Genomic DNA, 14,728 nt, shown 5'->3' on the forward strand with positions numbered 1-14,728 from the left:
TACGATTACTTGATGCTGACGCCGTCGAAGCGCGCGTAGCCGAGCGGTTCGATGCGCATGTCGACCACCTTCTTGCTGACCGGCTGATAGACGGTCGAGTGCGCGATCGGCGAGAACGGCAGTTGCTGCGCGAAAATATGCTGCGCGTCGCCGTAGATCTTCGTGCGCGTCGCCACGTCCGAAGTCGTGCGGCCCTTCTGGATCAGATCGTCGAACGGCTTGTAGCACCACTTCGAGAAGTTGTTGCCGTTGATCGCCTCGCAGCCGAGCAGCGTGCCGAGCCAGTTGTCCGGATCGCCGTTGTCGCCGGTCCAGCCGATCAGCATCGTGTCGTCTTCACCCGCGTGCGCGCGCTTGATGTACTCACCCCATTCGTACGTGACGATCTTCGCCTTCACGCCGATCTTCGCCCAGTCCGCCTGGATCATTTCCGCCATCAGACGCGCGTTCGGGTTGTACGCGCGCTGCACCGGCATCGCCCACAGCGTGAGGTCAAAGCCGTTCGGGTAGCCCGCCTTCGCGAGCAGATCCTTCGCCTTGGCCGGATCGTACGAGGCGGCCGGCAGGTTCTTGACGAACGACCATTGCGTCGGCGGCATCGGGTTCGTCGCGAGCTGGCCCGCGCCCTGGTAGACCGAGTCGATGATCGCCTTCTTGTTGATCGCCATGTCGAGCGCCTGACGCACTTCGAGCTTGTCGACCGGCTTGTGCGTCACGTTGTACGCGAGATAGCCGAGGTTGAAGCCCGGTTGCGACGGCATGTCGATGTTCGGCTCGGCCTTCAGCGGCGCGATGTCAGCCGGGCGCGGATAGCTCATCACCTGGCATTCGTCGCGCTTGATCTTCTGCACGCGCACGCCGGCATCCGGCGTGATCGAGAAGATCAGCTTCGAGATCTTCACCGCGCCCGGCTTCCAGTAGTCCGGGTTGCCGTCGAAGCGGATCGTCGCGTCCTTCGTGTAGCTGCGGAAGATGAACGGACCGGTGCCCACCGGGAACTGATTGATGTCGGCGGCCTTGCCTGCCTTGAGCAGCTGATCCGCATATTCAGCCGACAGGATCGACGCGTATTCCATCGCCAGATTCTGGATGAACGGCGCGTTGACTTCCTTCAGCGTGAACTTGACCGTGTACGGGTCGACTTTCTCGACGCTCGTGATCAGCTTGTCGAGGCCCATGTCGGTGAAGTACGGGAACTGCACCGGATACGCCTTGCGAAACGGCTGGTTCGGGTCGAGCATGCGCTGGAACGAGAAGACCACGTCGTCCGCGTTGAATTCGCGCGTCGGCTTGAAGAACGAGGTGGTCTGGAACTTCACGCCATGACGCAGATGGAACGTGTAGGTCTTGCCATCGGGCGACACGTCCCACTTCTCCGCGAGGCCGGGCTCGACCTTGGTGCCGCCGCGTTCGAACTCGACGAGGCGGTTATAGACGGTGAACGTGTTGGCCGTGAAGTCGACGCCCGTCGTGTATTGGGCCGGATCGAAACCCGCGGGACTGCCTTCCGAGCAGTAAACGAGGGTTTTGTTCGGGATCCCAGCGGCCTGCGCGCTCGTCACGCCAAGCAGGGATGCCGCTGCGGCAGCGACGAGCGTGGACATACGCGCGACGCGCAACAGATTGTTTTGCTTCATGTTTCCTCCAGGTTCGGGGCCGGCTTGCGCCGGCGTAGCGGGATATTACTTGAGCTTGGGCCGGCTACCAAGCGGAGCAAAATCCCTCTGTTGACGATAGGAAACACTTCGTGCAAACGTTTTGCCACGGTTTTGTCACGGGCCGGGCGGGCCCATTCGAGCCGCCCGGCGACGAATGCGGCACAAAAAGCGCGCGGCGCCCGCTTATTTCACCCCAACCTCCAGGAATTGCGTCGGCCCGAACGGATCGATCTTGAAGCCCGTCACGTTCTTGCTGATCGGCTGATAGACGGTCGAATGCGCGATCGGCGTGAACGGCACCTGGTCCTTGAAGATCTCCTGCGCCTGGGTATAGTCCTTGGTGCGATCGGCCATGTTGGTGGTGCTGCGGCCCTGCTTGATCAGATCGTCGTAAGGCTTGTAGCACCACTTCGAGAAGTTGCTGCCGTTGACCGCGTCGCAGCCGAGCAACACGCCGAGCCAGTTGTCAGGGTCGCCGTAGTCACCCGTCCAGCCGATCAGCATCGCCTGATGCTCGCCGGCGTGCGCGCGGCGAATGTACTCGCCCCACTCGTAAGTGGCGATGTTGACCTTGACGCCGATCTTCGCCCAGTCCGCCTGCAGCATTTCGGCCATCAGGCGTGCATTCGGGTTATACGGGCGCTGTACCGGCATCGCCCATAGCGTCAGCTCGAAGCCGTCGGGGTAGCCCGCCTGCTTCAGGAGCGCTTTCGCTTTGTCGACGTCGTAGGGCGCGTCCTTCAGGTTCTTGTCGTAACCCCATTGCGTCGGCGGCATCGGGTTCGTCGCGAGCTGGCCCGCGCCCTGGTAGACCGCTTCGATGATCGCCTTCTTGTTGACCGACATGTCGAGCGCGCGGCGCACGAGCACGTTGTCGAGCGGCTTTTTGGTCGTGTTGTACGCGATATAGCCGAGGTTGAAGCCCACTTCGCTCGGCATCGCGAGCGACGCATCGGCCTTCACGGTGGGGATGTCGGCCGGGCGCGGATAGGACATCACCTGGCATTCGCCGCGCTTGAGCTTTTGCAGGCGCACGGCCGGATCGACCGTGATCGCGAAGATCAGCTTGCCGACCTTCGCGACGCCCGGCTTCCAGTAGTCGGGATTGCCGTCGAAGCGGATCGTGTCGTCCTTCGTATAGCTGCGGAAGATGAACGGACCGGTGCCGACCGGGTACTGGTTGATGTCGGACGCCTTGCCCCCCTTCAGCAGCTGATCCGTGTATTCAGCCGACAGGATCGACGCGAACGGCATCGCGATCTGCTGCAGGAACGGCGCGTCGACTTCCTTCAGCGTGAAGCGCACCGTGTACGGATCGACCTTCTCGATTTTGGCGATGTTCTTCGCGAGACCGAGGTCGTTGAAATACGGGAAATTGACTGGATACGCCTTGCGGAACGGGTTCTCGGGATCGAACATGCGCTCGTAGGTGAACACGACGTCGTCCGCGTTGAATTCGCGGGTCGGCTTGAAGTACGACGTGGTCTGGAATTTGACGCCGTGGCGCAGATGGAACGTATAGGTGAGGCCGTCGGGCGACACGTCCCACTTTTCGGCGAGTCCTGGCTCGATGTCCGTGCTGCCGTGCGCAAATTCGACGAGCCGGTTATAGACCGTGTACGAGCCGGCGCTGAATTCGACGCTGGTCGTGTATTGCGCGGTATCGAAACCCGCCGGGCTGCCTTCGGAGCAGAAAATCAGCGTCTTGTCGGGCAGCGTGGCCGCCTGCGACGCGGCGGGCACGAGGCCGCTCGTGGCAACCGCGAGCGCGGCGAGAGCCGGCAGGCAGAACGGGTGAAGCGCGAACAGTCGGTGTGCCGCAGTCTTTCTTGTCACTGTCATATCGTCCTCCGCACAGCAGCCGGGTTGGCTGCGTCTCGATGATAGACAGCCCAAAAATGAGCTTCAACAGGGACTTACCACGCTATTTGGGACAAATTCGCGACCCATGCCAGACTGGCGGGGACCGCGCGGCCGTTGCAGCCGCGCGGGCATCGCAATTACACGGCGAGCCGTTCGCAGATCGCCTTGGTCGATGCGGCCGCGTTCAGCGTATAGAAGTGCAGACCCGGCACTTTCGCGTCGAGGAGCCGTTGACACAGAGCCGTCACCACGTCGAGCCCGAACGCGCGGATCGACTCGCGGTCGTCGCCGAAGCTCTCTAGCCGGCGCGCGATCCAGCGCGGCACTTCGGCGCCGCACATTTCGGAGAAACGCATCAGCTGCGAGAAGTTCGTGATCGGCATGATGCCGGGCACGATCGGCACGTCGACGCCGATCTGGCGCGCATCGTCGACGAAACGGAAGTACGCGTCCGCGTTGAAGAAGTACTGCGTGATCGCCGAGTTTGCGCCGGCTTTCACCTTGCGCGCGAAGTTTTCGAGATCGTGACGCGGCGAGCGCGACTGCGGATGGTATTCCGGATAACCCGCCACCTCGATCCAGAACCAGTCGCCGAACTCGGCACGGATGAAGCTGACGAGCTCCGACGCATAGCGCAGCTCGCCGACCGCGCCCATGCCCGAGGGCAGATCGCCGCGCAGCGCGACGATATGGCGGATGCCGTACGCGCGGTACTCGCCCAGGATCGCGCGCAGGCTTTCCTTCGACGAGCCGATGCACGACAGATGCGGCGCCGCCTCGAGCCCTTCCTTCGCCATGTCGACGACGGTATCGAGCGTGCCTTGCTGGGTCGAGCCGCCGGCGCCGAACGTGACGGACACGAACTTCGGTTTGAGCGACACGAGTTCCGCGCGCGTCGCGCGCAGTTTGTCGATGCCTTCCTGCGTTTTCGGCGGGAAGAATTCGAATGAGAGTTCGATCGGATTCATAGTCAAAAAGTCAACCGAGACTGCGGTTGCCGAAAATGAGCGCGGACAGTAGCCACGACACGATGCTGTACAGGATCGAGCCGAAGAACGCCGACCAGAAGCCCGACACCTCGAAGCCCTTCAGCAGCGACGCGCACAGCCAGAAGCACAGCGCATTGACGACCAGAATGAAGAGTCCGAGCGTGAGGATCGTGACGGGCAGCGTCAGCAGGATCAGCAGCGGCCGCAGCAGCGTATTGATGAGGCCGAGCACGATCGCGACGATCAGCGCGGTACCGAAACTACGGATATGGATCGACGGAACGATGTAGGTGATGATCAGCAGCGCGAGCGCGTTGATGAGCCAGGTCAGCAGCACGGTCATGTAGAACTCCTTGTAAGCACCTGTGCGGAGAAGATGTCCAGCAAACGGAAAGCGGCGCTGGCGAACAAAGCGGCGCATTGCGCGCCGCCCCGAGATCGGACCGTCAAGCTTTTACCGCCGCCCGCGTGGCCGGGCGCGCGAACGCGCGCATCGAGCCGCGGACGGCCGCGTGCTTAATAGCGATAGTGGTTCGGCTTGAACGGACCGTTCTTGTCGACGCCGATGTAGCCGGCCTGCGCGTCGGACAGCACGGTCAGGTTCACGCCGATGCGCGCCAGATGCAGACGCGCGACCTTCTCGTCGAGATGCTTCGGCAGCACGTACACCTTGTTTTCGTACTTCGCGCCCTGCGTGAACAGTTCGATCTGCGCGAGCGTCTGGTTCGTGAACGAGTTCGACATCACGAACGACGGATGACCCGTCGCGCAGCCCAAATTCACGAGACGGCCTTCGGCCAGCAGGATCACGCGCTTGCCGTCAGGGAAAATGATGTGGTCGACTTGCGGCTTGATGTTTTCCCACTGGTACTGACGGGTCGACGCGACGTCGATTTCCGAGTCGAAGTGGCCGATGTTGCAGACGATCGCGTTATGACGCATCGCCTTCATGTGATCGTGGTTGATCACGTGGTAGTTGCCGGTCGCGGTCACGAAGATGTCGGCCTTGTCGGCCGCGTATTCCATCGTCACGACGCGGTAGCCTTCCATCGCCGCTTGCAGCGCGCAGATCGGATCGATTTCGGTGACCCACACGGTCGCGCCCAGACCGCGCAGCGATTGCGCGCAGCCCTTGCCCACGTCGCCGTAACCGGCCACGACCGCGATCTTGCCCGCGATCATCACGTCGGTCGCGCGCTTGATGCCGTCGACGAGCGACTCGCGGCAGCCATACAGGTTGTCGAACTTCGACTTCGTGACCGAGTCGTTGACGTTGATGGCCGGGAACGGCAGGCGGCCTTCCTTCTCCATCTGGTACAGACGGTGCACGCCGGTGGTGGTTTCTTCGGTGACGCCCTTGATTGCCGCGAGGCGCTTCGAGTACCACGTCGGGTCGATCTCGAGGTGCGCGGCGATCGACTTGTACAGCGCGACTTCTTCCTCGTTGGTCGGCTTGGCGATCACCGAGCGGTCTTTTTCGGCCTTCGAACCGAGGATCAGCAGCAGCGTCGCGTCGCCGCCGTCGTCGAGGATCATGTTGGCGAACTCGCCGTTCGGCCATTCGAAAATGCGGTGCGAGAACTCCCAGTATTCATCGAGCGATTCGCCCTTGAACGCGAACACCGGCGTGCCGGCCTGCGCGATCGCGGCGGCGGCATGGTCCTGAGTCGAGAAGATGTTGCACGAGGCCCAGCGTACGTCCGCGCCGAGCGCGGTCAGCGTCTCGATCAGCACGCCGGTCTGGATCGTCATGTGCAGCGAGCCGGCGACGCGCGCGCCCTTCAGCGGCTGCTGCGCCTTGTACTCATCACGGGTCTGCATGAGGCCGGGCATTTCGGTCTCGGCGATCGTGAGTTCCTTGCGGCCCCAAGCGGCGAGCGACATGTCGGCGACAACGTAATCCTGCTTCTGGGAATCGATGACTGCGGCGTTCATCACGCCCTCCTTTCTAAGAAATTGACTAGAAATGTGACGTGAGCGCGGTTTGAGGCAGCGTTCGGATTCGCGCGATGCGCATTCCATGCTGCCAATTGAAGCCTTCGAGCCTGGCGGGCGGCCGGCGAATGCGGATTCGCGGTACCCGTCGCAACGCTCCTCGAAGACGAACGGCGATTGTAGCAAATCGAGATGACTTCGGCGCGCGCCGGATGGTGCGGCAGCGCGCTGGTTCAGATTGGCAGCAGCCCCAGTATCGGTGCGAGCAGTACCATGGCGACGCCGGCGATCATCATGGTCAGGCTGGACACTACGCCCTCCTCGCTGCCGAGCTCGCGTGCCTTCGCGGTGCCGACGCCGTGCGCGGCCGCACCGAACAGCGCGCCGCGCGCGAGCCGCGTACGCAGCGGCACGATCGCGAGCACGATTTCGCCGAACAGCATGCCGCAGACGCCGGTCGCGATCACGAACAGCGCGGTCAGGTCCTTCGGCGCGTGAATCCTGTCGGACACCGCGAGCGCGAATGGCGTCGACACCGAACGCGTCATCAGGCTGCGCTGCAAGTCCGGCGACAGGTGCAGCAGCTTCGCGAGCATCAGCGAGCCGCCGACGCCGACCAGAATGCCCACCGTCACGCCGACGGACAGCGAGATCCAGTGGCGCTTCAACAGTGCGCGGTACTCGTAGATCGGCACGGCGAACGCGACCGTCGCGGGGCCGAGCAGCCACATCAGCCAGCGCGTGTCCTCGAAGTAAAGCGAATACGGAATGTGCGCGAGTACGACGATCGCGACGAGCGCGGCCGGCACCGTCAGCATCGGCGTGAGCCACGGCGAGCGCACGCGCGCATACAGCCCCTTCGACGCGAAGTACAGCGCGATCGTCAGCACGAGGCAGCCGGCCGCGATCAGGCGCGAGGCGTCGTCGGCCAACAGCGAAGCGAACGGGAGCGGGTTCATCGGCGCTCGCGCGACAGACTGCCTGCCTTACGCGCAACCCGCACGCGGCGCAGCGCGAAACGCCGTTCGACGCGCGCGGCCTGATCGACAGCGAACGCCACCGCGACCATCACCATCAGGGTGCCGGCGATCACCACCAGCGCGAGGCGCCAGCCGTCCGCGCGGAACAGGCCGCCGTATTGCACGGCGGCGACCGCCGCCGGAATGAAGAACAGCAGCATGTCGGACAGCAGCCAGTCCGCGCCGGCCTTGACCCAGCGCGGCGCGATACCGCCACAGAACAGCAGCGCGAGCAGCACGACGAGGCCGACCACGCCGCCCGGCACCGGCAGATGCAGCCGCCGCACGATGAAATCGGCGCCGATCCACAGCGCCGCGATCGCGGCGCTTTGCACGGCGATGCGTGCGACACGGCCGAAGCCACCCGCGTCCCCACTTGAGCCGCCACCGGCGGGACGCGCGGAACGGGCGAAAACTGGCGCGGACATGACATCCCCTGGCTGGTGTGGAAGCCACTTAGTATGGGGCCCGCCGCGCCATAAACAAAATGACTTACAATCATCGAAACCATTCCAAACTGGAATTCTGGAGACCACACTCATGGAACTCCGCGCGCTGCGCTATTTCGTCGAAGTGGTCCGTCAGCAAAGCTTCACCGCCGCCGCTGAGCAGATGTTCGTCACGCAGCCGACCATCAGCAAGATGGTCAAGTCGCTGGAAGACGAAATCGGCTCGCCGCTGCTGCTGCGCGACGGCCGCCAGATGGTTCTCACCGACGTGGGCCGGATCGTCTATCAGCGCGGCCAGGACGTGCTCGCCGCGCACGCGCAACTGCAGGCCGAGCTGAACGATCTCGACACGCTCGGGCGCGGTGAACTGGCAATCGGCATTCCGCCGATGGGCGGTGCGCTCTTCACCCCCGCAATCGCCGCGTTCCGCCAGCGCTATCCGAAGATCGAGCTGAAGCTGTTCGAGCAGGGCTCGCGCGCGATCGAAGCCGCGCTGATCAACGGTGAACTGGAACTGGGCGGTGTGCTGCAGCCGGTCGACCCCGACAACATCGACGTGCTGCCGATGTCGCGCGAGCTGTTGTGGCTCGTCGCGCGCGCCGGCTCACGCTGGGATGCGTTGAACGAGGTGCCGCTCGCCCAACTCGCCGATGAGCCGTTCGTGTTTTACGGCGAAAGCCTCGCGCTGAACGACGTCGTGTTGAACGCATGTCGCGCGGCGGGATTTGCGCCCGCGATCGTCGGACGCAGCGGGCATTGGGACTTCATGGCGGCGCTGGTGCTGGCTGGCGTCGGCATCGCGCTGCTGCCCGCGCCCTATTGCCGGCGGCTCGATCCCGCGCAGTTCACGTGCCGCCCGGTCATCGAACCGGAGATCCCGTGGGAAATGGCGATCGGCTGGCGCCGCAACGGCTATCTGTCGCACGCGGCGCGCGCGTGGCTCGACGTCGCGCGCGAAACGCTGCCGACCCACGTCAGTGACGATTTCATACTCGGACCGGGGATCGGCTTTAACGGAATCGCAGCGCCGCAAGGAGCTCCGGCACCCTCAGGCGAGTGACGGGCGGCGGCCAGCCGCGTTACGCCGCTCGCGTTTGCCGACCTCCTTGCAAACGGCGATCAAACCGCCTGCGCGGGCATGTCACCTGGGTTCGGGGGCGTCACCGTCGCCGACCTCCCCGCTCCGTCTCGCCGGCTCGTCGCGATCAACTCCGCGGCCCGTTCGCCGATCATCACCGTCGGCGAATTGGTGTTGCCGCCGATCAGGGTCGGCATGATCGACGCATCGACGATCCTCAACCCCGTCACGCCGCGCACGCGCAATTGCGGATCGACGACCGAGCGCGCGTCGCCGCCCATCCGGCAGGTCGCGACCGGGTGATAGATCGTGTCCGCGCGCTCGGCGATCGTCTGGCGTAGCTCCGCATCCGATTGCCCTGGCCGCGTGTACAACTCCTCGCCGCCGTGCAGCGCGAGCGACGGCGCGCCGAGAATGCGCCGCGCCATCTTCGCGCCCTCGACGAGCAGATCGAGATCGCGCGCATCGCTCAGAAAGCGCGGATCGATCAGCGGCGCGACACGCGCATCGGCGCTTGCGAGCGTCACGGTGCCGCGGCTATGCGGACGCAGCACGCATACATGCAGCGAATAGCCGTGGCCCCAGTGCATATGGCGGTTGTGATCGTCGACGATCGCCGCGCAGAAATGCAGTTGCAGATCGGGCCGCGCGAGCGTCGGCCGGCTCTTCAGAAAACCGCCCGCCTCGGCGACGTTGCTCGACAGCATGCCGCGCCCGTGTCGCATGAAGGTCACGAATTGCGGCAGCATCCGTGCGATGCCGCGCAACGAGGAGCCGGTGGGCTCGATCGACCTCACGCGCTTGTTGATCGTGAAATCGATGTGATCGATCAGGTTCTGGCCGACCTCGGGCGCATCGTGAAGCACGTCGATGCCGAGCGAGCGCAGATGCGCGGCCGGCCCGATGCCCGAGCACATCAACAGTTGCGGCGAGTTGAACGCCCCAGCGGCGAGCACGACCTCGGCGCGCGCCGCGAGCGTTTCGGCGCGGCCGCCGCGCACGATTTCGACGCCGCTCGCGCGCTTGCCGTCGAACACGACGCGCAGCACGGTCGCGTCGGCCATCGTGTGCAGATTCGCGCGCGGCCGGTCGTAGATGTACGCGCGCGCGACGCTGCAACGGCGCCCGTCACGTTGCGTGACCTGATAGAAGCCGATGCCTTCCTGATCCGCGCCGTTGAAGTCGTCGTTCGCTTTGTAGCCCGCTTCGAGCGCGGCCTGCACGAAGCGCCTGGAAAACGGATTCCTGAAGCGCAGATCGGACACGGTCAGCGGACCGGCCTCGCCATGCCACGCATCGGCGCCGCGCTCGTTGTCTTCGGCGCGGCGGAAATACGGCAGCACCTCGGCCCACGACCAGCCGTCGCAGCCGAGCCGCGCCCACTCGTCGTAATCGAGCGGATGGCCGCGCGTGTAGATCATCGCGTTGATCGCGCTCGATCCGCCGAAACCGCGTCCGCGCGGCTGATAGCCCTGGCGACCGGCGAGCCCCGGCTGCGGCGTGGTCAGGTAGCCGTAGTTGGTCTTCAGTCTATTCGGCACCACGGCCGCGACGCCGACCGGCATGTTCACCAACAGATTGCGCTCGGTGTGCGGACCGGCCTCGATCAGCGCGATGGTCGCGTCGGGACAGCTATCCGCGAGACGGCTCGCGAGCGTGCAGCCGCCCGAGCCCGCACCGACGATGATGTAGTCGTATTGCATGCGCTCCTCCTGATGGGCCGCGTTGCTCGCGGACCCTGTCTCGTGCACACTTGTCTACGTGTGTTTTCTGCGCATTGTAGGGAGCGTATTGGGGCTGCGGCGGCCTCCTGACAGAACGATTCCTCTAAACGCCGGCGGCAACGCGCCCCTATGATGAAAGGCGCGCACGGCCCGCGCGTGGCTTCCAAACATGGCGCGACGCGCGCCCTCCTTCCCGCATGCGGCATCACGCGCGGCGCTCGAACAGATGCGTCGAAGCGCATCGCGGATGCCGTCGGCAAAGCGGCGCACAATAGCGAAAGCACGGAGACAGCAGATGGAACGGCACGGCTTCGGCCAGACTCACGAGGTGACGAATCAGGCACCGCCGCTCGCGGACTACAACCTGTTCGCGAGCGACGCCGCTTTGAGCGCGGCCGTCGATCGCGACGGCGCGAGCTGGCATCGCGAGGCGCTGCTGCGACACGGCGCGGCGCTGACGACGCCCGACACGCTCGCGCTCGCGGAGCTCGCCAACCACCATACGCCGGAACTGGTCACGCATAGTCCGCGCGGCGAGCGCATCGACGCGCTCGAGTTCCATCCCGCGTGGCATGAACTGCTCGCGCTGCTGCGCCGCGAAGGGCTACACGCGCTTCCGTTCGCCGAGCCGCGAAGCGGCGCGATGGCCGCGCGCTGCGCCGGCTACTTCATGCACGCGCAGATCGAATCCGGCTCGCTGTGCCCACTGACGATGACATTCGCGAGCATTCCGGTGTTGCGGCGTGAATCCACGTTGTTCGATACGCTGCGCGATCAGTTGTACACACGCGAGCACGATCCGCGCGACGTGCCGCTCACGCAAAAGCGCTCGGCGATGATCGGCATGGGCATGACCGAGAAACAGGGCGGCTCCGACGTGCGCAGCAACCGGACGCGCGCCGATGCGTTCGACGGTGCCGGCGGACGCGGCGGCGCCTACCGGCTCGTCGGTCATAAATGGTTCTTCTCGGCGCCGCAGTGCGACGCGCATCTGGTGCTCGCGCGCACCGACACGCACGAGGGACTGTCGTGCTTTTTCGTGCCGCGCTTCGCGCCGGACGGCAGCAAGAACGCGGTGCAGATCCAGCGTCTGAAGGACAAGCTCGGCAATCGCTCCAACGCAAGCAGCGAAGTCGAATTTCTCGACGCGTACGGTGTGATGATCGGCGACGAAGGACGGGGCGTGCCGACCATCATCGAAATGGCGAGCTACACGCGGCTCGACTGCGTGATCGGCAGCGCCGCGCTGATGCGTGCCGCGCTCGTGCAGGCGGTCCATCATGCGCGGCATCGCAGCGCGTTCGGCCGGCACCTTGCCGAGCAGCCGCTGATGCGCAACGTGCTCGCCGATCTCGCGCTCGAATCCGAAGCGGCTACGGTGCTGTTCATGCGTCTCGCGCGCGCGTTCGAGGAATCCGCCGACGCGTCGTCGGCTTCATCGGCCGAACGCGCCTGGCGGCGCATCGTTACGCCTGCCGCGAAGTACTGGGTCTGCAAGCGCGCGCTCGAATTCACCGGCGAGGCGATGGAAGTCTGGGGCGGCAACGGCTACGTCGAAACCGGGCCGATGGCGCGCTTCTATCGCGAGGCGCCGGTCAACTCGATCTGGGAAGGCTCGGGCAACGTGATGTGCCTCGACGTGCTGCGCGCGATGGAGCGCGAGCCGCAGGCCGCGCAAGCGCTGTTCGCCGCCTGGCAGGACGTCGCGCGCGCGCATCCGGCGTTGGGCGCGGCGCTCGCGCGTCTCGACGCGACGCTGAACGGACCGGCCGAACCGCGCGAGGCGTCGGCGCGACGTATCGCGCAGCAGATCGTGCTGATCGCGCAGGCGACGCTGCTCGCGCAGCACGCGCCCGTCGAGGTCGCCGACGCGTTCATCGCGACGCGTCTCGCCGACGGCTGCGGCGAAAGCGGCCGCGTGTACGGCACGCTGCCGGCCACGTTCGATCACGCGGCGATCGTCGAGCGCGCCTTTCCCGCGTAAACGCGGCGGGCACGCAAACCCCGAGCGCACCGCTCGCAACTCCGACTCAACCTCAAGCCAATAAGCGCGCTCGACGCGCACGGTCATCCGTCTGGGAGTGGACTCACATGAAGAACGATCTGCCGGAGGTCGCCGCGCTCGAAGCACTGTTGCGCGATCAACGTCATGCGTATCTGCGCGCGCCCTATCCGTCGTGGGACACGCGCGCGACGCATCTGCGTGCGCTGCGCAAGCTGATGCTCGACAATCGCGACGCGCTCGCCGACGCGATGCACGCGGACTTCGGCAATCGCGCGAAGGAAGAAGTGCTGCTCGCCGAATTCCTGCTCGTGAAGGAAGAGATCGACGCCGCGCTGCGTCACGGCAAGCGCTGGATGAAAGCGCAGCGCCGCCGCACCAACAAGTGGCTGCTGCCGGCGCGCGCGAAGGTGGTGCCGCAGCCGCTCGGCGTGGTCGGCATCATCGTGCCGTGGAATTATCCGGTGCTGCTCGCGGTCGGCCCGTTGATCAGCGCGCTGACGGCCGGCAATCGCGCGATCATCAAGATGTCCGAGCTGACGCCGCGCACGTCGGCGCTATTCGAGCTGCTGATCGGTCAGACGTTCGCGCGCACTCACGTCGCGGTCGTCAACGGCGATGCGGCGCTCGCGGCCGCGTTCAGCGCGCTGCCATTCGATCATCTGCTGTTCACCGGCTCGACGAAGGTCGGTCACGAAGTGATGCGCGCGGCGGCCGAGCATCTGACGCCGCTCACGCTCGAACTCGGCGGCAAGTCGCCGGCGCTGATCGGCGCGCATGCGCGTTTCGACAACGCGGTCGACAATCTGATCGCCGGCAAGACGCTGAACGCGGGGCAGACCTGTGTGGCGCCCGACTACGTGCTGGTGCCGCGCGGCAAGGAGCAGGCGTTCATCGAACGGGCGCGCGTGCGGATGGCGAGGATGTATCCGGACTTCGCGCAGAACCCGGATTACACGTCGATCATTTCTTCGCGGCACTTCGAGCGGCTCGAACGTCTCGCCCACGAGGCGCGGACTGCGGGCGCGCAATTGCATGCGCTGACCAACGCGACGCCCGATGCCGGGAGCCGGCGCTTTCCGCTGATCGCCGTGACTGGCGCGCCGGACGAATGCGCGCTGATGCAGGAGGAGATTTTCGGGCCGCTGTTGCCGCTCGTGCCGTACGACACGCTCGACGACGCGATCGCGTGGATCAATGCGCGGCCGCGGCCGCTGGCGCTTTATCTCTATGCCGACGATGCGCAGACGGTTGAGCGTGTCACGCATGAAACGATCGCCGGCGGCATGGCGGTTAACGAGACGCTGATGCATTTGGCATGTGAGAGTTTGCCGTTCGGCGGGGTCGGGGCGAGTGGGATGGGGGCGTACCACGGGTACGAGGGGTTCGTTACTTTTTCCAAGATGAAGCCCGTGCTCATGCAGGCGCGGTTGAATGCGCGTGGGTTGATTTCGCCACCGTACGGTAGACGCGTGAACGCGGTGTTGAAGTTGATGATGAGATTCTGATTTAGCCCCTGGGCGGGGTGGGGCCTTTTTTGTCTTTGTTCGTTGCGGTGTTGGCCTTTCCTTGCTGACTTATCGGTCTATTAGCGTTGCCCCTGTGCGGGGCGGCACCTACTTTCTTTGCTGCTGCAAAGAAAGTAGGCAAAGAAGACAGCTAAAACCGCCAACTCTTAAGCGGGGCCCCTGGCTTGGAAGGAGTAGTGGTGCATCTGGAATCCGGGCCGCCGCACATTCCCCGTTCGTGACAAAGCCGTCATCCCTCCCACTCCGCACTACGTGCGTCGCGGACGGGTCTGCCATGGAAACCAATGGTTTGGCCCGCGCAGCGGGGACCCTCGGCTGCGCCTCGGCGATGCGCCGCAACAACCGGTGGTTTTTGAACGGGGTTTCGGCGCGCGTAGCGCCGCCGGAAGAATGACAGCCTTGTCACTACCGCGGAATGTGCGGGGGCACGGATTCCAGATGCACCACTACCTCATGCAGACCGAGGGACCCGCTTAAGAGTT

The 14,728-nt window shown here is 64.9% G+C and carries 11 protein-coding genes and 1 riboswitch; of the genes, 3 read left to right on the forward strand and 8 right to left on the reverse strand.

Translation table 11 applies throughout. The annotated features are described in order from the left end of the window. Positions 1-5 precede the first annotated feature (5 nt). The 7 genes from OKW41_RS39800 to OKW41_RS39830 form a co-directional block, all read right to left on the reverse strand. A complete protein-coding gene (locus OKW41_RS39800) occupies positions 6-1,637 on the reverse strand; it encodes an ABC transporter substrate-binding protein (protein ID WP_429575861.1) in 1,632 nt (543 codons plus the stop codon). Between the two features lie 204 nt (positions 1,638-1,841). Then, positions 1,842-3,500 carry an ABC transporter substrate-binding protein gene (locus OKW41_RS39805; protein WP_429575862.1) on the reverse strand — a complete coding sequence of 553 codons (1,659 nt, stop codon included), beginning with the start codon at positions 3,498-3,500 and terminating at the stop codon, positions 1,842-1,844. 158 nt (positions 3,501-3,658) lie between these two features. Further along, positions 3,659-4,489: a methylenetetrahydrofolate reductase [NAD(P)H] gene (metF, locus tag OKW41_RS39810; RefSeq protein WP_429454012.1), complete on the reverse strand. Its 831-nt coding sequence runs from the start codon at positions 4,487-4,489 to the stop codon at positions 3,659-3,661. A gap of 10 nt (positions 4,490-4,499) precedes the next feature. Next, on the reverse strand, positions 4,500-4,853 hold the full coding sequence (locus tag OKW41_RS39815; protein WP_090805530.1) for a phage holin family protein: 354 nt from the start codon (positions 4,851-4,853) through the stop codon (positions 4,500-4,502). Between the two features lie 173 nt (positions 4,854-5,026). Next, positions 5,027-6,445, reverse strand: coding sequence for an adenosylhomocysteinase (gene ahcY, locus OKW41_RS39820; protein WP_429454010.1), 1,419 nt, complete (start codon positions 6,443-6,445; stop codon positions 5,027-5,029). A 33-nt stretch (positions 6,446-6,478) separates the two neighbouring features. Beyond that, positions 6,479-6,613: riboswitch (S-adenosyl-L-homocysteine riboswitch) on the reverse strand. A gap of 65 nt (positions 6,614-6,678) precedes the next feature. Next, on the reverse strand, positions 6,679-7,404 hold the full coding sequence (locus tag OKW41_RS39825; RefSeq protein ID WP_429575863.1) for an LrgB family protein: 726 nt from the start codon (positions 7,402-7,404) through the stop codon (positions 6,679-6,681). Then, positions 7,401-7,892: a CidA/LrgA family protein gene (locus tag OKW41_RS39830; RefSeq protein WP_184034818.1), complete on the reverse strand. Its 492-nt coding sequence runs from the start codon at positions 7,890-7,892 to the stop codon at positions 7,401-7,403. The genes OKW41_RS39825 and OKW41_RS39830 overlap by 4 nt, the downstream gene beginning before the upstream one ends. 112 nt (positions 7,893-8,004) lie before the next feature. Between OKW41_RS39830 and OKW41_RS39835 the strand changes: the two genes are divergently transcribed. Next, the gene (locus tag OKW41_RS39835) at positions 8,005-8,973 is read left to right on the forward strand and encodes a LysR substrate-binding domain-containing protein (RefSeq protein WP_429575864.1); all 969 of its coding nucleotides are present in this window, start codon (positions 8,005-8,007) and stop codon (positions 8,971-8,973) included. A gap of 59 nt (positions 8,974-9,032) precedes the next feature. On the opposite strand, the gene OKW41_RS39840 is transcribed toward OKW41_RS39835, so the two are convergent. Further along, complete coding sequence (locus OKW41_RS39840) at positions 9,033-10,694, reverse strand: GMC family oxidoreductase (protein WP_429575865.1); 1,662 nt, start codon at positions 10,692-10,694, stop codon at positions 9,033-9,035. Between the two features lie 316 nt (positions 10,695-11,010). Between OKW41_RS39840 and OKW41_RS39845 the strand changes: the two genes are divergently transcribed. Further along, on the forward strand, positions 11,011-12,699 hold the full coding sequence (locus OKW41_RS39845) for an isovaleryl-CoA dehydrogenase (protein WP_429575866.1): 1,689 nt from the start codon (positions 11,011-11,013) through the stop codon (positions 12,697-12,699). Positions 12,700-12,806: 107 nt separating this feature from the next. After that, entirely contained in the window at positions 12,807-14,225 is a 1,419-nt protein-coding gene (locus OKW41_RS39850) for a coniferyl aldehyde dehydrogenase (protein WP_429575867.1), read from the forward strand. Positions 14,226-14,728: the final 503 nt, after the last annotated feature.

Source organism: Paraburkholderia sp. UCT70 (genome assembly GCF_050434085.1).
Classification (GTDB): Bacteria; Pseudomonadota; Gammaproteobacteria; order Burkholderiales; family Burkholderiaceae; genus Paraburkholderia; species Paraburkholderia tuberum.